This window comes from Streptomyces spinoverrucosus (assembly GCF_015712165.1).
GTDB lineage: Bacteria > Actinomycetota > Actinomycetes > Streptomycetales > Streptomycetaceae > Streptomyces > Streptomyces spinoverrucosus_A.
This window is the reverse complement of sequence record NZ_JADPZX010000001.1, coordinates 2412685-2428609: the sequence shown is the minus strand read 5'-3', so window position 1 is coordinate 2428609 and position 15925 is coordinate 2412685. Positions and strand designations below refer to the sequence as shown.

The following is a 15925-nucleotide window of genomic DNA, read 5'->3' as shown; positions in this document are numbered from 1 at the left end:
GTAGCTTCGAAGATATGAAGGCCGCGTTCGTACGAAGGCTCGTACGCCTGCTGATCGTGCCTGTCGCCGCCGTGCTGGCGGTACTGGTGGCCGGTGCGCCCGGCGCATACGCGGCCACCGACCTGTCCAAGGTCGCCGAGGCCCTGCGCGAGAGCCCGGTCTACGTGGATCCGGCCGCCTCCGACGTGCTGTCGGAGTCGGACGCCGAAGCGCTCGCCGACAAGATCAGGGACGCGGACAAGCCCGTCTTCGTGGCGGTCCTGCCGTCCGACTATCCCCAGGCGAACCTCTTCCAGAACCTGCGCACCGAAACCGGTGTCACCGGCCTGTACGGCATCCGGCTCGGCGACGAGTTCGACGCCCGCGCCGACAGCGCCGTGCTGAGCCGCTCGGCCGTGTCCAACCTGGTCACGTCCGTGCAGAGCGCGGGCGACGCCAAGGCCCAGCTGAACGACTTCGTCGACAGCGCGCTGCGCAACGTGGGCGGCACGGCGCCGAGCAGCTGGAGCGAGGGCACCGGCGACGGCGTCTCGGCCACCGGCCTGATCACCCTCGGCGCGGTACTGGCCGCCGGTGGCGCGGGCGCGTACGCGATCGCCCGCCGCAACCGCCGCCGCCACGAGGAGGAGCAGCGGGCGGCGCTGGAGAAGCTGCGGGTGGTGGTCGACGAGGACATCACCGCCTTCGGCGAGGAACTGGACCGCCTGGACTTCCACCCCGCCGAACCCGGCGCCGACGACACCATGCGCGCGGACTACGAACACGCGCTGGACGCCTACGAGAAGGCCAAGTCGCACATGGCGGCCGCCCAGAAGCCGGAGGACGTACGGGCGGTCACGCAGTGCCTGGACGACGGCCGCTTCGCGCTGGCGACGCTGGCCGCCCGCCGCGAGGGGCACCCGCTCCCCGACCGCCGTCCGCCGTGCTTCTTCGACCCGCGCCACGGCCCCTCGGTCGCCGACGTCACCTGGACGCCGACGGGCGGCGCGACCCGCGAGGTGCCGGTCTGCGCGGCCGACCAGGCCCGCCTGTCCGACGGCCGGGACCCGATGATCCGCGAGGTCGACACGGCCTCCGGCCGCCGCCCGTACTGGGACGCGGGCCCGGCCTACGGCCCCTGGGCCGGCGGCTACTTCGGCGGCGGCATCCTCCCCGGCCTGCTCGTCGGCACGCTGCTCGGCAGCGCCATGGCGACCCCGTCCTACGCGGCCGACTACGGCTCCGGCTACGGCGACTTCGGCGCCGGCTACGAGGGCGGTGACGTCTCCGGCGCGGACTTCAACACCGACGACTTCAGCGGCGGCTGGGGTGGTTTCGGAGGCGGGGACTTCGGTGGCGGCGGCGACTTCGGAGGCGGATTCTGACCGTCGTCCGCCCCAGACGCGGGACGGGCCCGGTGCCGACACGGCACCGGGCCCGCTGCTTGCGAACCAGGAACTAGAGGGTGGCCGCCGCCGAGGCGATCGCGGAGGCGAAGGTGGAGACCTCGGTGTAGACACCGGGGGCGTTGGGGCGGGCGCAGCCGATGCCCCAGCTGGTTATGCCGACCTGGACCCAGGCACCGGCCGCGTCCCGGCGGAACATGGGGCCGCCGGAGTCGCCCTGGCAGGTGTCGACGCCGCCGGCCGTGTACCCGGCGCAGATCTCCTCGCCGGCGATGAGCCCGCTGTAGCCGCTGTAGGAACGGCAGGTGGCGTCGCTGACGAACGGCACGTCCGCCTTGAGCAGATAGCGCTGCTGGCCACCGCCCTCGCGGGCCGCGCCCCAGCCGGCCACGGTGAAGGTGCCGGTGTTGTACTGCGCGGTGGTGGCGATCTTCAGGGTCGGCAGGTTGATCGGCTGGGCGAGCTTGATCAGGGCCCAGTCCTTGCCGTCGCCGTTGTAGCCGGGGGCTCGGTAGACCTTGGTGGAGCGGACCTGGACACGGCCGTTGGTGGACTGCAGGTCCACCACACCGGCGGTCGCGGTGATGCTGGTGTTGTTGCCGGTGGCGCCCACGCAGTGGGCGGCGGTCAGCACGATCTGCTGGGTGTACAGCGCACCGCCACAGCCCATCGACAGCCGGACCATGAACGGGAACTCGCCCTGCGCGGCGCGCGTACCGCCGACGACGGGCGCGGGGGCCGCCTGCGCGGCCGACACGGGCTGAAGGCTGACCATCGCGAGCGCGGCCGCACCGGCGGCCGCGCATCTCTTGAGGGCCTTGAGGAAAGTCTTCACCTTGACGCCTTCCGTGGGGGGTCTGGGGAGGAGCGGGAATGTCAGGCGCATGTCAATTCCCGTTTGCTGGATTATGAGCCCTCCGACCCTCCACGCGGGCATCACAATCCGGCCATCCCGCACGGCAAGCCGTCATGTACGCCGAGGCGCGTACGGCCGCTTACTCCCGCTGTCAGACGCCCCGCACCCCCGGTGCCCGGCACGGTGGTGCCTGTGAAACTCAGCCGCCCCGCACGCCGGGCCCTTCTTGTCACGCATGTAACCGCCTCCGCGAGCTGGCTCGGGCTCACGCTCGGGCTGCTCGCGCTCGGCGCCACCGCGGCCACCACCGACTCCGCCGTGACGGTGGAGGCGTCGGTGCGGGCCATGAAGCTCTTCGCCGACTGGCTCCTGCTTCCTGTCGCGTTCTGCACGCTAGTAAGCGGTCTGCTGCTGTCGTTGGGCACCCAGTGGGGACTGGCCAGGCACCGGTGGGTCTACACGAAGTTCTGGCTGACCCTGGCCACGACCACCGCCACGGCCTTCGCCCTGCGTCCGGGAGTGAACGCCGCGGTCACGGCTGTGGCGGCCGGGGAAGGACTGCCGGAGGCCGGCGACATCCTCATGGGACCGGTCGTGTCGCTGTCCGCCTACGTCTTCATGACGGTGATCTCGATACTCAAGCCCTGGGGACTGACCCGCCGGGGCCGCAGGATGCGGGCTGCGGCGCGCGGAACGGTGACGGCCGGGCGGGTCACCGAGACTGCCTAGTCCCGGCGCCGGCCCCGAGCGAGGAAGGTGGTCCAGGTGTCGGGGGAGACGGTGAGGATCGGGCCGTCGGGGGTCTTTGAGTCGCGGATGTGGATGGCGGTGGTGTGAGTGGCGACCTCGACGCAGTCGCCGCCCTCGTTGCTGCTGTAGCTGGACTTGCGCCAGGTGTAGGCGACTTCGAGGCAGTTGCCGCCTTCGCTGCCGCTGTAGCTGGACTTGAACCACGCGGTCTTCATGACTCTCCTAGCAGTCCGTTCAAGAGGCGCACGCTCTCGTCGGGAGAGAGGGCCTGTGACCGCAGCATTCCATACTTGTGGTGATAGTCGCTGACCTCATCTGGGTCATCGACGAGGAAGCTCGCGCGCTGCACTTCCAGGTAGACCAGGCGCTCGTGTTCCGGGGTCTCCAGCAGCACCAGGGGCCCGTCGAGACCGGCGTGTGGTGTCCGGTCCATCGGCATGATCTGCACGCTCATGTGTACGGGCTCGGTGTACTCCAGGATTTGCCGGATCTGTTCACGCATCACCTCAGGGCCGCCGACCTGGCGTCGCAGGACGCTCTCCTCCAAGACGAAGTGGCCCACGGGCGGCCGTTCCCGTTGCCAGACCAACTGCCGTTCCATGCGGGCGTTCACCCACTGCTCGGCCGTCTCACTCCCGATTGCCGGATACCTGAAGTCGAAGACGGCCCGGCAGTAGTCCCGGGTCTGGAGAAGCCCGGGAACCACCTGAGCATCGTACGACAGGAGGCTGACCGCCTCCTGTTCGTGATCGACGAGACCTTGAGCGAACTGCACGATCCTCTCCCGCACCGGCATCCTCTCCACCAGCACGGCCAACCCCCCACCCGTCCCCAGCAGTTCGTCGAACTCCACCGCCCGATCCGGCTGAAGCGCGAGCCGCCCCTGCTCGATGGACCCCACCGTGTCCACGTGAATGTTCGCCAACTCGGCGAACTGCTCCTGCGTGAGACGGGCTCGCTTCCGGTAGTGGGCGAGCACCGCACCGACCGCCTGCCAGGAACCGACCTTCTTGGTCTTCTTCGCCGTGTGCATGCGTGGACCTTTCCCCCGTACGCAGCCGAACTCCTCGTAGTGAACCCGTAGCAATGAGAACTACGACTTCACTCACTGATTCACGATAGTGACTCCCTGTGACATTGGGCGCATGAACGCACAACCCCAACACCCCTACACCCGCGAGGCGTTCTACCGCCGGGACCGCAGATCGGTGCGTCTGGCACGCGAGTTCACCGGCGACACGCTGACCGAGTGGGGCATGGCCGAGCGCGGCGACGACGTACTGCTCTGCGTGAGCGAGCTCGCCACCAACGCGTTACTGCACGGCGTACCAGCAGGCCGCGGCTTCCTCGTCCGGCTCACCCTGTACTCCGAGGGCGTGCTGCGGGTCGCCGTCCACGACAGCGGGACGGGCGAAGTCCGCACGCCGGACGCTTCCTTGGACGCGGAACAGGGCCGAGGCCTTCTCCTCGTCGCCGCCCTCGCGGACAAGTGGGGGGTGGGGGAGCGGCACCCCGGCAAGATCGTGTGGTGCGAGTTCGCGGTGCGAGAGTGATGCAGTGAGCGCCCGCCCTCCCGTCGGGGGAGTGGAAGGCGGGCGCGCTCCAGAGGCGTCGGCGGGCGGTCGTACCGCCGTCACGCGTTCTTGATCGCCGAGATGTCGAAGTTCAGCTTGATCTTGTCGGAGACCAGGAAACCGCCCGTCTCCAGCGCCGCGTTCCAGGTCAGGCCCCACTCGGAACGCAGGATCTCGGCCTTGCCCTCGAAGCCGACCCGGTCGTTGCCGAAGGGGTCCTTCGCGGCGCCGTTGAACTCCAGGTCGATCGTGATCGGCTTGGTGACACCGAGGATCGACAGGTCACCGGTGATGCGGTAGTCGTCGCCGCCGAGCGCCTCCGCCTTGGTGGAGCGGAACGTCATCGTCGGGAACTCTTCCGTGGTGAAGAAGTCCGAGCTCTTCAGGTGGGTGTCCCGGTCGGCGTTGCCCGTGTCGATGCTGTCCATCGTGACGTCGATGGTCGCGGTGGACTTCGACGGGTCGGCGCCGTCCAGGTGCAGCGAGCCGGTGAAGTCGAGGAACTTGCCCTTCACGTTCGTCACCATGGCGTGCCGGGCGACGAAGCCGATCGTGGTGTGCGCGGGGTCGAGCGTGTAGTCGCCGGTCAGGGCGGCCAGCTCCGGGTTCACGGCGGTGTTCGCGGTCGAGGTGTTCTTGCTGCCGAAGATGCCCATGGTGTGCTCCTTGGAGATGAGGCTGTTGAATCTTCAACGATGTGCCGATACCGACCGTAGACCTATTCTGTTCAAGTTTCAACGTCATCCGCCAGATGTCGCGATACCCTCGCGTGTCACTCCATGGATGGCATGGGCCGGACATGAATCTTGCGTGGCTACCGGCTGACCATTTTGTGCGACCCCTACAACGCCGAAGCCCTCTGAGCAGTCGGAACGCCTGCATGCCGCCCTGGTTCTGTTCAGGGGTACCAGGAAAACGCCCCGGAGACTGTACGGAGTCGACGGCCCACTTTCCTTGGTGTCCTTCGTAAGGTCGCTGCATGACCGTTTTGGATGAGGCGACGGGTGAGGCGACCGGCGAGCCGGCGGACGCGCGCGGGCGAGTGGCCGAGCTGCACGAGATCCGTGCGCAGGCGCTGGCCGGCCCCAGCGAGAGGGCGACCGAGGCCCAGCACGCCAAGGGCAAGCTGACCGCCCGGGAGCGCATCGAGCTGCTCCTGGACCCGGGCTCCTTCCGCGAGGTCGAGCAACTGCGCCGGCACCGGGCGACCGGCTTCGGCCTGGAGGCCAAGAAGCCGTACACCGACGGTGTCATCACCGGCTGGGGCACGGTGGAGGGCCGTACGGTCTTCGTCTACGCCCACGACTTCCGCATCTTCGGCGGCGCCCTCGGTGAGGCGCACGCCACCAAGATCCACAAGATCATGGACATGGCCATCGCGGCCGGTGCCCCGCTGGTGTCGCTCAACGACGGCGCCGGCGCCCGGATCCAGGAGGGCGTCAGCGCCCTGGCCGGCTACGGCGGCATCTTCCAGCGCAACACCAAGGCGTCCGGCGTCATCCCGCAGATCAGCGTGATGCTCGGCCCGTGCGCGGGCGGCGCGGCGTACTCGCCCGCCCTGACCGACTTCGTCTTCATGGTCCGCGAGACCTCGCAGATGTTCATCACCGGCCCGGACGTGGTCAAGGCGGTGACCGGCGAGGAGATCACCCAGAACGGCCTGGGCGGCGCCGACGTGCACGCCGAGACCTCCGGCGTCTGCCACTTCGCGTACGACGACGAGGAGACCTGCCTCGCCGAGGTGCGCTACCTCCTCTCCCTCCTCCCGCAGAACAACCGGGAGAACCCGCCCCGGGTGGAGTCCTCCGACGCCCCCGACCGCCGCTCCGACGTCCTGCTGGACCTGGTGCCGGCGGACGGGAACCGGCCGTACGACATGACGAAGGTCATCGAGGAGATCGTCGACGACGGCGAGTACCTGGAGGTCCACGAGCGCTGGGCGCGCAACATCATCTGCGCGCTGGCCCGGCTGGACGGCCAGGTGGTCGGCATCATCGCCAACCAGCCGCAGGTGCTGGCGGGCGTCCTGGATATCGAGGCGAGTGAAAAAGCTGCACGCTTTGTCCAGATGTGTGACGCTTTTAACGTCCCGATCGTGACCTTCCTGGACGTCCCCGGGTTCCTTCCGGGTGTCGACCAGGAGCACGGCGGGATCATCCGTCACGGGGCGAAGCTGCTGTACGCGTACTGCAACGCGACCGTGCCGCGGATCTCCCTGATCCTGCGCAAGGCCTACGGAGGTGCCTACATCGTCATGGACAGCCAGTCCATCGGCGCGGACCTCACGTACGCCTGGCCGACGAACGAGATCGCCGTGATGGGCGCGGAGGGTGCCGCCAACGTCATCTTCCGCCGCCAGATCGCCGACGCCGAGGACCCCGAGGCCATGCGTCAGAAGATGGTCAAGGAGTACAAGTCCGAGCTCATGCACCCGTACTACGCGGCTGAGCGCGGCCTGGTGGACGACGTCATCGACCCCGCCGAGACCCGCGAGGTCCTCATCCGCTCCCTGGCGATGCTGCACACCAAGCACGCCGACCTGCCCTCGCGCAAGCACGGCAACCCCCCGCAGTAACCCAGCGGACGCTCCGCGGCACCCCCGCGGAAACCTCTCTCACGGAGACTGACATCCATGAACAGCCCTGACATCCGCGTCGAGAAGGGCCACGCCGAGCCCGAGGAAGTCGCCGCCATCACGGCGATCCTGCTGGCCCGCGCGGCCGCCCACACCGCCACGTCCACCCCGGCCCACCGCGGCCGCGCCAAGGCCGGCTGGCGCCGCCTGGAGCGCGAGCCGGGCTTCCGGGCCCCGCACAGCTGGCACGGCTAGGCAGCATCGCTCGACCGGTTCCCCACACGCTGAAGGGGCCCCTCTGATGAGAGGGGCCCCTTTTCGTGTGGATGGCCTATCGCGCGTCGTGCGGGGGCTGGTGGTGCTCGGTCAGGGCGGCGAGCAGGCGGGTGAGTTCGCCCTGTTCGCCGGGTGAGAGGGGGGCGAGCAACTCGCGCTGGGCGTCGGCGATGAGCGCGTCGAGGCGCTCCAGCCGGCGGCGGCCGATGGGGGTGAGGGTGATGACGTTGCGGCGGCGGTCGGCGGGGTCGGGGTCGCGACGGACGCATTCGGCGTCGGCGAGGTCGTTGAGGACGGCGACCATGTCGCTGCGGTAGATGCCGGTGCGGCGGCTGAGTTCGGCCTGGCTGGCGGCGCCGGCCTCGGTCAGGGCGGTCAGCACGGCGAAGTGCCACTTGTGAGCGCCCTCGGCGGCCAGGCGCTCGCCGACGAGCCGGTCGGCGACGACCGCGGCCCCGGCGAGCAGCCGGCTGGGGATGGCGCGCAGCCGGGCCGGGGTGGGGTCGGGGTTCGGGCTCATGGGGTCCTCCGCCTCTTGTGTTAGTGCCACTAACAGTCTACCTTCGTTAGTGCCACGAACGTTTGGGCTTCGAACGAATCTCACTGGAGCGAAGACCATGATCAAGCCGTTCCGCATCGACATCCCCCAGGCCGACCTCGACGACCTGAACGACCGCCTCACCCGCACCCGTTGGCCCAACGAGGTCGCCGACGCCGGATGGGACTACGGCTTCCCGCTGGCGCGGCTGAAGGAGCTCGCCGAGTACTGGCGCACCGGCTACGACTGGCGTGCGCAGGAGACCGAGCTCAACGAACTGCCGCACTTCACCACCGAGATCGACGGCCAGAACATCCACTTCGTCCACGTCCAGTCCGCGAAGCCGGACGCGCTCGCGCTGATCCTCACCCACGGCTGGCCCGGCTCGTTCCTGGAGTTCCTCGATGTGATCGAGCCGCTGTCACGCGACTTCCACCTGGTGATTCCCTCCATCCCGGGGTACGGCTTCTCCGGGCCGACCCACGAGCGCGGCTGGGACGCCGTCCGGATCGCGCGGGCCTGGGCCGAGCTGATGCGCCGTCTCGGCTACGAGCGCTACGGCGCGCAGGGCGGGGACTTCGGCGCGGGCATCTCCCTGGCGCTCGGCGCGGTGGCGCCCGAGCAGGTCGTCGGCGTGCACATCAACTACCTGCCGACCCGGCCGGACCCGGACGCCGGCGTCGAGCTGTCCGCGACGGACGAGGCCCGGCTGGACAAGGTCAGGCAGCTGATGGCCCATCGTCCGCCGTACCAGGCGCTGCAGGCCCTCACCCCCCAGACCATCGGCTACGCGCTGACCGACTCGCCGGTCGGCCAACTGGTCTGGATCGCCGAGCGCTTCGCGCAGTGGACGGACCCGCGCGCGCCGATCAGCGACGATCGGATGCTCACCGACGTCTCGCTGTACTGGCTGACCGCCACCGCGGCCTCCTCGGCGCGGCTGCACCACGACGCTCCGCGGGGGCAGGCCGTGCCGTGCCAAGTGCCGGTCGGCGTCGCGGTGTTCGCGCACGACATCACCCAGTCGGTGCGACCGCTGGCCGAGCGGCTGTACGACATCAGGCACTGGTCGGAGTTCGAGCGCGGCGGCCACTTCGCCGCGATGGAAGTGCCCGAGCTGCTCGCCCAGGACGTCCGGGACTTCTTCCTCGACACGAAGAAGGGCCCCCTCCTGGCGGAAAGGGCCCTTCGAGGTCGTACGGCTACCGCAGGCGCGCCATCAGAGCGTGCTCGACCAGCGTGATCAGCGTCGACTTGGCGTCCGCGCGGTGGCGGGCGTCGGTGGTGATGATCGGGGTGTCGGGGCCGATCTGCAGGGCCTCGCGCACCTCGTCGGGGTTGTACGGCTGGTTGCCGTCGAAGCCGTTGAGGGCGATGACGAACGGCAGGCCGCTGTTCTCGAAGTAGTCCACCGCGGGGAAACAGTCGGCCAGGCGCCGGGTGTCCACGAGCACCACCGCGCCGATGGCGCCGCGCACCAGGTCGTCCCACATGAACCAGAAGCGGTCCTGGCCGGGCGTACCGAAGAGGTACAGGATCAGGTCCTGGTCCAGCGTGATACGGCCGAAGTCCATGGCGACCGTCGTGGTCGTCTTGTCTCCGGTGTGGGTGAGGTCGTCGATGCCTGCCGAAGCAGACGTCATGACGGCCTCCGTGCGCAGCGGGTTGATCTCCGAGACGGCGCCGACGAACGTGGTCTTGCCCACGCCGAAGCCGCCCGCCACCACGATCTTCGCGGAGGTGGTGGAGCGGGAAGGACCGCCGCTAGAGCTTGCGAAGTCCACTGAGCACCCTTTCGAGCAGTGTCACGTCTGGCTGGCCGCCGGCGTTCTCGTCGCCGCCGGGCTGATGGATGGCGACCAGGCCCGCCTCCGCCAAGTCGGCGACGAGGATCCTGGCCACGCCGAGAGGGATCGTCAGGAGGGCGGAGACTTCCGCCACCGACTTGATCTCCCGGCAGAGGTTGCAGATCCGCTGATGCTCGGGCAGCTGGCCCTGCATCTGGTGCGGAGCCGCGGTGGTGTGCACCAGCGCCTCGATGGCGAGCTGGTACCGCGGCCTGGTGCGGCCGCCCGTCATCGCGTACGGGCGCACCAGGGGGTTGTTCGACGCCCCGGCGGGCGCCGGCTCAGGGGTGCGGCGCTGCGGCTGCACGGGCTGGATGCGCGGCGCGTTCGGCTGGTCGTACGGCGCGGGGCCGGGCCCCTGTGGCGCGTACGGCTGCCGGTGGCTCGGTGCGGAGGGGAAGTTGTACCGGTTCGGGGAACCGTCGTTCTGCCCCTGGCCAGGGCCGTACGACCAGTTGCCTGATGAACCGCTTGGGGGTGTTGCCACTTTCTCCTCCTCCGACTGTGCCGGGCACCCATCGCTGTGGAGCCGCGTCCCGAAACCTTACGGCCACGGGACGCGAAATCGCACCGTCTGTCTTTTAGTTGAGAAGGCTTCCTTGGAGCTCCGCACGAAGATCCGGAGTCAGGACCGTGCCCGCACGGTCGACCAGAAGCGCCATCTCGTACCCAATGAGGCCGATGTCCGCTTCGGGGTGCGCAAGAACCGCGAGCGACGACCCGTCGGAAATGGACATGATGAAGAGGAATCCTCGCTCCATCTCCACAACCGTCTGGTTCACGCTGCCGCCCTCGAAGATGCGCGAGGCGCCGGCGGTCAGTGAGGTCAGACCGGAGGCGACGGCCGCGAGCTGGTCGGCGCGGTCGCGGGGGAAGCCTTCGGACATCGCCAGAAGGAGTCCGTCGGCGGAGACCACCACCGTGTGGGACACCCCGGGGGTGTTGTCCACGAAGTTGGTGATCAACCAGTTCAGGTTCTGTGCCGCCTGGCTCATCGGGCTCACACTAACGCTCCTGGTTGTAGGTGCTGTCAGGACCGAAGCCCTGGCCGTTCGTTTCACTTCCTGCGCTGCGTCCCCGCTGGACACCCCGGCGCAGGTTGCTCAGCCTGCCCCGGACGTCCTCGGGGGCGCGGGAGACCTGTGGGCCGCCCTGCGGGGTCGACTCCGCGGCACCCTCGACCAGATTGGCCTTGGGCACCCGCCGCGGCAGGCCGGAGGAGGTAACCCCGCCCGCCTTCGGCTTGCGGAGCTGCGAGGCCTGCTGCCAGCGCTCGTCGTTCGCCGAGCGCCAGCCGTCGTCGGCGTTGTTCTCCGCCGAAGGGGCCGCCGCGTCCCGGTTCGCGGGCCGGCCGGCCGCCTGGCCGTCACCGGTGGATCCCCGGCGGGGAAGCCCGGCGTCGGTCAGCGCGTGCGCTGCGGTGTTGCCCGGTCCCGGACGGTCGAAGCCTACGCGGTCCCGCGCACTCGCGTCAGCGGCCTGCGCAGATTCCGTTTCGGGAGCGTACTGGTCGGCGTACCCGTTCTGGTAGCCGTCCCGCTGCTGCCAGTCGCCCTGGTAGGACTGCTCTTCGAAGGCCGAGAAGCTCTCCGACGACCCGGACGGCACCGCCGCGGGCGCCTCCTGGGCAGGCTCCGCATAACCGGGTTCCGGGTAGCCGCCGTTGGCCTGGAAACCATCGCCCTGCGGCATCCCGTTCGGCGCGTAGTACTGCTCGTCGTACGACCGCTGCTGCGGGTCCTCGTACGACGTCTGGTCCTGGTACGCCGACTGCTGACCGTAGGCCGCGGCCTGGTCGGGGTAGCCGGGCTGACCGGCGTCGTACGGCCGGCCGCCGTTGTCGTAGGCCTGCTGGCCCTGTCGGCCGTCGTAGCCGCCGTCGGCGTACGCCTGGGCCTCGGTGGGCTCCTGGCCGGGCTGCTGGCCGTGGGTCTGGGCCTCCAGGGCCGCGCGGCGCTCCTCGCGCATCAGGGAGCGGCCCACCGGGTCCAGCTCGCGGATGTCGTCGGGGACCTCGGTGTAGCGGCTGTCGTCGAAGCCGAGCTCGGCGGCCGTACGCATCGGCTGGCTGAAGCTCTCACCCTGGAACTGCTGCTCCGGGATGATCTGCGAGACGGTGAACTCCTCGCGGTCCGGCGCCTGCTCGCCGCCACCGCCGTGCGTGATGGCGTCGGGGAGCATGACCAGCGAGGTGGTGCCGGCCTGCTCGCCGGAGGGGCGCAGCTGGACGCGGATGCCGTGCCGGTCGGACAGTCGGCCGACCACGAACAGGCCCATGCGCTGGGAGATCGCGGCGTCCACGGTCGGCGGGTTGGCCAGCTTGTGGTTGATGTCCGCGAAGTCCTCGGCGGTCAGGCCGATGCCCTTGTCGTGGATCTCGATCATCACGCGGCCGTCGGGGAGACGGGTCGCCGTGACGCGGACCTTGGTCTGCGGGGAGGAGAACGTGGTCGCGTTCTCCAGCAGCTCGGCCAGCAGGTGCACGAGGTCGGTCACGGCACGGCCGTGGATGTCGGCCTCGGGCACGCCGGATATCTCGATGCGCTCGTACTGCTCCACCTCGGAGGAGGCGGCGCGCAGCACGTCGACCAGCGGGACCGGCTGGTCCCAGCGGCGGCCGGGCTCCTCGCCGGCGAGGACCAGGAGGTTCTCGCCGTTGCGGCGCATACGGGTCGCCAGGTGGTCCAGCTTGAAGAGGTTCTCCAACTGGTCCGGGTCGGCCTCGTTGTTCTCCAGGTCGGTGATCAGGGTCAGCTGGCCCTCGATCAGCGACTGGTTGCGACGCGAGAGGTTGGTGAAGATCGCGTTGATGTTGCCCCGCAGCAGAGCCTGCTCGGCGGCGAGCCGGACGGCCTCGCGGTGCACCTGGTCGAAGGCCCGGGCGACCTCGCCGATCTCGTCCGTGGAGGTGATCGGGATGGCCGAGACGCGGGTGTCGACGCGGCCCGGGTCGGTGCGCGAGAGCTGGTCGACCAGCATCGGCAGGCGCTGCTCGGCGATGCCGAAGGCGGCGTTGCGCAGCTGGCGCATCGAGCGGCTCATCTGGCGGGCCACCATGCCGGCCAGGATGAACGCGGCGAGCAGGGCGACCACGACGATGGCGCCGGTGATGATGGCGTCCTGCTTGGCGTCGTCGGCGATGCTCGCGGCCTCGTTCACCGCGGTGTCGGCCAGGTCCGACTCGATCTGGCGGTACGCGTTGTACTTGAGGGTGTTCACCGCCCACCAGTTCTCGGCGGTGATGCCCTGCTGGGCGAGTGCGTCCCGCGCGGAGGCGTCGGTGGTGGTCAGACCCGCGACGGCCGCGACCATCACGGTCGGGTCGGACGGCGGCGCCTTGTAGTCCGGGTCCTTGGCCAGGGCTTCCTTGGCCTGCTGCTGGCCGTCCGCCTTGATCCTGGCCTCGGCGTCCTCCAGCTTCTGCGCGTCGGCCTCGGTACCACCGCCGATGTACTCCTCGACGGCGATGCCCTCCAGGTAGGCGTACGAGGAGAGCGCCACGCGCTGCTTGGCCAGGTCGGTGTCCTTCGGGCCCGGCTTGACCAGCAGGTGCATACCGATGGAGCGCTCCAGCGACAGCGCCGCCTTGGTCAGCGAGATCGCGTAGACGGTCCGGCCGTAGCTGGTGATGTTTCCGGTGCCCAGGCCCAGCTCGTTGGCGAACTCCATCAGCGGGTGGGCGACCTGGACGTAGCCCTCCTCCGTCTGCACGCCGGTGAGCCGGGAGGTGTAGGCGACCTGTCGCAGCTCCTGGAGCTTGGGCTCCGCCTCACGGAGCAGGCTCAGCCGGCGCTCCAGACCCGCCTTCTGCGGCATGTTCTGGGCGGCCTCGTCGAAGGCGTCGGCGGCCTCGTCGGTCTGCTTGCGCGCCTGCGTGACGGTGGCCTGGTCGCGGCCCAGCAACAGCGGGGACGCGGTGACGTCACGCTCGTTGTAGAGCGCGTCGCCATAAGTCAGGGCGGCCCGGACCAGACGCGCGGTGTTCTCCGCGTCCTCGGCCTCCTGCCAGGTGTCGATCGAGCCCTTCACCTGGAAGCCGCCCATGACCAGGCCGACCAGCACGGGGATGAGCAGGATCGCGTTCAGCCGGGTCGCCACGCGCCAGTTGCGCGGGGAGAAACGGCCGCCGCTCGGAGCGGGCGCGGCCACCTGCTCCGAACCGGGCACAGCAGGGGCGGGCGCCGCTCCGCGCGGCGGCGGGGTGAAGTTGCCCCGGGCGGGCGGCTCGGGACCTTTGTTGCTTCGCCTCACTCGACCAACAACCTCTCGGCGGCGGGCACCTACGTCGTGCCGCAGTGTCTCAGAGCCCAGATCGCCATCGACCACTGAGTACGTCTTTGACCTTTGGGCAGTTCAGGCATTCCAGCACGTCGACCTGCGCTCTTCCAAACATGGGAAAGGGCTGATTCCCCCCGAGGTAAGCCCTAGATAAAACGGTCATAAAGAGCGAGCCCCGTCAAAAGACGGGGCTTTTGTGCGCGCAGCGAGACCATGTGACCGCGACGCGTGGCGGTACCACCGGATTCCTCTGCCGAAACGTTATGAACACCGAAGCCGACCGTGTCAAAGGCCACAGCCGGCTCCGCTGTCACGATGACGACCCCTACGGCAACTGCCGTACGAAGCCGCTCACTTGAGTGCTACTTCAACCGGGCCATCAGAGCGTGCTCCACCAGCGTGATCAGCGCGGACTTGGCGTCGGCCCGGTGCCGGGCGTCGGTGGTGATGATCGGGGTGTCCGGACCGATCTGCAGCGCCTCGCGGACCTCCTCCGGCGCGTACGGCTGCTGCCCGTCGAAGCCGTTGAGGGCGACCACGAACGGCAGGCCGCTGTTCTCGAAGTAGTCCACCGCCGGGAAGCAGTCCGCCAGCCGGCGGGTGTCCACCAGGACCACCGCGCCGATGGCGCCGCGCACCAGGTCGTCCCACATGAACCAGAAGCGGTCCTGACCCGGCGTACCGAACAGGTACAGGATCAGGTCCTGGTCCAGCGTGATACGGCCGAAGTCCATCGCCACCGTCGTGGTGGTCTTGCCCCCGGTGTGCGTGAGGTCGTCGATGCCCGCGCTCGCGGACGTCATGACCGCCTCGGTGCGCAGCGGGTTGATCTCCGAGACGGCGCCCACGAACGTGGTCTTGCCCACGCCGAAGCCGCCCGCCACCACGATCTTGGCAGAGGTGGTGGCACCTCTCGGTTCAGAGCTTGCGAAGGCCACTGAGCACCCTTTCGAGCAGTGTCACGTCGGGCGCACCGCCGTTGGCCTCGTCGCCGCCCGGCTGGTGGACGGCCACGAGTCCGGCCTCGGCCAGGTCCGCGACAAGGATCCGCGCCACACCGAGCGGCATGGCGAGCAGCGCCGAGACCTCGGCGACCGACTTCACCTCGCGGCACAGGTGGCAGATGCGCTGGTGCTCCGGGAGCAGTCCCATGAGCGCTGCCGGGTCGGCCGTGGTGCTGATCAGCGCCTCCAGGGCGAGCTGATAGCGCGGCCGGGTCCGGCCGCCGGTCATCGCGTACGGACGTACCAGCGGCTGGTCGCCCTCGTCCCCGTACGGATCTGTGTACGGATCATGAGAGGCGGTGGGCGGGGTCATGAATCCTCCGGGCGGGACAGCAAGTTGGTCAGTCGTGCCGTCTGACGGTGGCCGGTGGGGGGATTGTGGCGGCCGGACGGTGATTTGGTGAGACGGGTGGATCCTGGGACGTTAGTGGAGCAGACTTCCTTGCAGTTCGGCGCGCAGGTCCGGGGTGAGCACCGCTCCCGCCCGGTCTACCAGCAGCGCCATCTCGTAGCCGACGAGGCCGATGTCCGCGTCAGGGTGCGCGAGAACGGCGAGCGACGAGCCGTCCGAGACGGACATGAGGAAGAGGAATCCCCGCTCCATCTCCACGACGGTCTGCGCCACGTTGCCGCCCTCGAAGATCCGGGACGCCCCGGCCGTCAGTGAGGTGAGCCCCGATGCGACCGCCGCCAGCTGGTCGGCGCGATCGCGCGGAAAGCCCTCCGACAGCGCCAGGAGGAGACCGTCGGCGGACACGACGACGGTGTGGGACACCCCGGGGGTGTTGTCCACGAAGTTGGTGATCAACCAGTTCAGGTTCTGTGCCGCCTGGCTCATCGGA

18 protein-coding genes are annotated in these 15925 nt (G+C 69.4%); 6 read left to right on the top strand and 12 right to left on the bottom strand.

The genetic code is table 11. From position 1 onward, the window contains the following. Positions 1-14 precede the first annotated feature (14 nt). A complete protein-coding gene (locus tag I2W78_RS10805; RefSeq protein WP_196459010.1) occupies positions 15-1364 on the top strand; it encodes a hypothetical protein in 1350 nt (449 codons plus the stop codon). Between the two features lie 73 nt (positions 1365-1437). Here I2W78_RS10805 and I2W78_RS10800 read toward each other — a convergent pair whose 3' ends face one another. After that, positions 1438-2220 carry a serine protease gene (locus I2W78_RS10800; RefSeq protein WP_196459008.1) on the bottom strand — a complete coding sequence of 261 codons (783 nt, stop codon included), beginning with the start codon at positions 2218-2220 and terminating at the stop codon, positions 1438-1440. Positions 2221-2433: 213 nt separating this feature from the next. Between I2W78_RS10800 and I2W78_RS10795 the strand changes: the two genes are divergently transcribed. Next, the gene (locus tag I2W78_RS10795; RefSeq protein WP_196459006.1) at positions 2434-2970 is read left to right on the top strand and encodes a DUF2269 domain-containing protein; all 537 of its coding nucleotides are present in this window, start codon (positions 2434-2436) and stop codon (positions 2968-2970) included. Here the strand turns inward: I2W78_RS10795 and I2W78_RS10790 are convergent. Further along, entirely contained in the window at positions 2967-3206 is a 240-nt protein-coding gene (locus I2W78_RS10790; RefSeq protein ID WP_196459004.1) for a DUF397 domain-containing protein, read from the bottom strand. The two genes, I2W78_RS10795 and I2W78_RS10790, sit on opposite strands and share 4 nt — an antisense overlap. After that, positions 3203-4024 carry a helix-turn-helix domain-containing protein gene (locus I2W78_RS10785; RefSeq protein ID WP_196459002.1) on the bottom strand — a complete coding sequence of 274 codons (822 nt, stop codon included), beginning with the start codon at positions 4022-4024 and terminating at the stop codon, positions 3203-3205. The genes I2W78_RS10790 and I2W78_RS10785 overlap by 4 nt, the downstream gene beginning before the upstream one ends. 112 nt (positions 4025-4136) lie before the next feature. Here I2W78_RS10785 and I2W78_RS10780 point away from each other — a divergent pair, with 112 nt between their 5' ends. Next, a complete protein-coding gene (locus tag I2W78_RS10780; protein ID WP_196459000.1) occupies positions 4137-4544 on the top strand; it encodes an ATP-binding protein in 408 nt (135 codons plus the stop codon). Between the two features lie 80 nt (positions 4545-4624). Here the strand turns inward: I2W78_RS10780 and I2W78_RS10775 are convergent, their stop codons facing one another. Further along, positions 4625-5221, bottom strand: coding sequence for a YceI family protein (locus I2W78_RS10775; protein WP_196458998.1), 597 nt, complete (start codon positions 5219-5221; stop codon positions 4625-4627). A gap of 323 nt (positions 5222-5544) precedes the next feature. On the opposite strand from I2W78_RS10775, the gene I2W78_RS10770 reads away from it, so the two are divergent. Both I2W78_RS10770 and I2W78_RS10765 read left to right on the top strand, forming a co-directional pair. Then, complete coding sequence (locus I2W78_RS10770; RefSeq protein WP_230885402.1) at positions 5545-7140, top strand: acyl-CoA carboxylase subunit beta; 1596 nt, start codon at positions 5545-5547, stop codon at positions 7138-7140. A 57-nt stretch (positions 7141-7197) separates the two neighbouring features. Continuing rightward, entirely contained in the window at positions 7198-7395 is a 198-nt protein-coding gene (locus tag I2W78_RS10765; protein WP_196458996.1) for an acyl-CoA carboxylase subunit epsilon, read from the top strand. A gap of 76 nt (positions 7396-7471) precedes the next feature. Here the strand turns inward: I2W78_RS10765 and I2W78_RS10760 are convergent, their stop codons facing one another. Beyond that, positions 7472-7936, bottom strand: coding sequence for a MarR family winged helix-turn-helix transcriptional regulator (locus I2W78_RS10760; RefSeq protein ID WP_196458994.1), 465 nt, complete (start codon positions 7934-7936; stop codon positions 7472-7474). 97 nt (positions 7937-8033) lie between these two features. Between I2W78_RS10760 and I2W78_RS10755 the strand changes: the two genes are divergently transcribed. Continuing rightward, positions 8034-9197 carry an epoxide hydrolase family protein gene (locus tag I2W78_RS10755; RefSeq protein WP_196458992.1) on the top strand — a complete coding sequence of 388 codons (1164 nt, stop codon included), beginning with the start codon at positions 8034-8036 and terminating at the stop codon, positions 9195-9197. On the opposite strand, the gene I2W78_RS10750 is transcribed toward I2W78_RS10755, so the two are convergent. From I2W78_RS10750 to I2W78_RS10720, 7 genes are all read right to left on the bottom strand, one after another. Then, positions 9157-9738 (bottom strand): GTP-binding protein, encoded by a 582-nt coding sequence (locus I2W78_RS10750; RefSeq protein ID WP_031224757.1) that lies wholly within the window; start codon positions 9736-9738, stop codon positions 9157-9159. The genes I2W78_RS10755 and I2W78_RS10750 overlap by 41 nt on opposite strands. After that, positions 9719-10288: a DUF742 domain-containing protein gene (locus tag I2W78_RS10745; protein WP_196458990.1), complete on the bottom strand. Its 570-nt coding sequence runs from the start codon at positions 10286-10288 to the stop codon at positions 9719-9721. The genes I2W78_RS10750 and I2W78_RS10745 overlap by 20 nt, the downstream gene beginning before the upstream one ends. Before the next feature lie 94 nt (positions 10289-10382). Then, entirely contained in the window at positions 10383-10796 is a 414-nt protein-coding gene (locus I2W78_RS10740) for a roadblock/LC7 domain-containing protein (protein ID WP_004983065.1), read from the bottom strand. 10 nt (positions 10797-10806) lie between these two features. Continuing rightward, positions 10807-14052 (bottom strand): sensor histidine kinase, encoded by a 3246-nt coding sequence (locus tag I2W78_RS10735; RefSeq protein WP_196458988.1) that lies wholly within the window; start codon positions 14050-14052, stop codon positions 10807-10809. A gap of 389 nt (positions 14053-14441) precedes the next feature. After that, positions 14442-15017, bottom strand: a complete 576-nt coding sequence (locus I2W78_RS10730) for a GTP-binding protein (RefSeq protein WP_196458987.1) — start codon at positions 15015-15017, stop codon at positions 14442-14444. Beyond that, positions 14998-15396, bottom strand: coding sequence for a DUF742 domain-containing protein (locus I2W78_RS10725; protein WP_196458985.1), 399 nt, complete (start codon positions 15394-15396; stop codon positions 14998-15000). Before I2W78_RS10725 ends, I2W78_RS10730 begins: the two co-directional genes overlap by 20 nt. 111 nt (positions 15397-15507) lie before the next feature. Continuing rightward, positions 15508-15921, bottom strand: coding sequence for a roadblock/LC7 domain-containing protein (locus tag I2W78_RS10720; RefSeq protein ID WP_196458983.1), 414 nt, complete (start codon positions 15919-15921; stop codon positions 15508-15510). Between the last annotated feature and the right edge of the window lie 4 nt (positions 15922-15925).

Bases quoted from the DNA above. Each gene is read 5' to 3' on its own strand.
- I2W78_RS10755 (WP_196458992.1), top strand. From the start codon at position 8,034: ATGATCAAGCCGTTCCGCATCGACATCCCCCAGGCCGACCTCGACGAC.
- I2W78_RS10790 (WP_196459004.1), bottom strand. From the start codon at position 3,206: ATGAAGACCGCGTGGTTCAAGTCCAGCTACAGCGGCAGCGAAGGCGGC.
- I2W78_RS10760 (WP_196458994.1), bottom strand. From the start codon at position 7,936: ATGAGCCCGAACCCCGACCCCACCCCGGCCCGGCTGCGCGCCATCCCC.
- I2W78_RS10785 (WP_196459002.1), bottom strand. From the start codon at position 4,024: ATGCACACGGCGAAGAAGACCAAGAAGGTCGGTTCCTGGCAGGCGGTC.
- I2W78_RS10725 (WP_196458985.1), bottom strand. From the start codon at position 15,396: ATGACCCCGCCCACCGCCTCTCATGATCCGTACACAGATCCGTACGGG.
- I2W78_RS10770 (WP_230885402.1), top strand. From the start codon at position 5,545: ATGACCGTTTTGGATGAGGCGACGGGTGAGGCGACCGGCGAGCCGGCG.
- I2W78_RS10765 (WP_196458996.1), top strand. From the start codon at position 7,198: ATGAACAGCCCTGACATCCGCGTCGAGAAGGGCCACGCCGAGCCCGAG.
- I2W78_RS10780 (WP_196459000.1), top strand. From the start codon at position 4,137: ATGAACGCACAACCCCAACACCCCTACACCCGCGAGGCGTTCTACCGC.
- I2W78_RS10720 (WP_196458983.1), bottom strand. From the start codon at position 15,921: ATGAGCCAGGCGGCACAGAACCTGAACTGGTTGATCACCAACTTCGTG.
- I2W78_RS10805 (WP_196459010.1), top strand. From the start codon at position 15: ATGAAGGCCGCGTTCGTACGAAGGCTCGTACGCCTGCTGATCGTGCCT.
- I2W78_RS10740 (WP_004983065.1), bottom strand. From the start codon at position 10,796: ATGAGCCAGGCGGCACAGAACCTGAACTGGTTGATCACCAACTTCGTG.
- I2W78_RS10775 (WP_196458998.1), bottom strand. From the start codon at position 5,221: ATGGGCATCTTCGGCAGCAAGAACACCTCGACCGCGAACACCGCCGTG.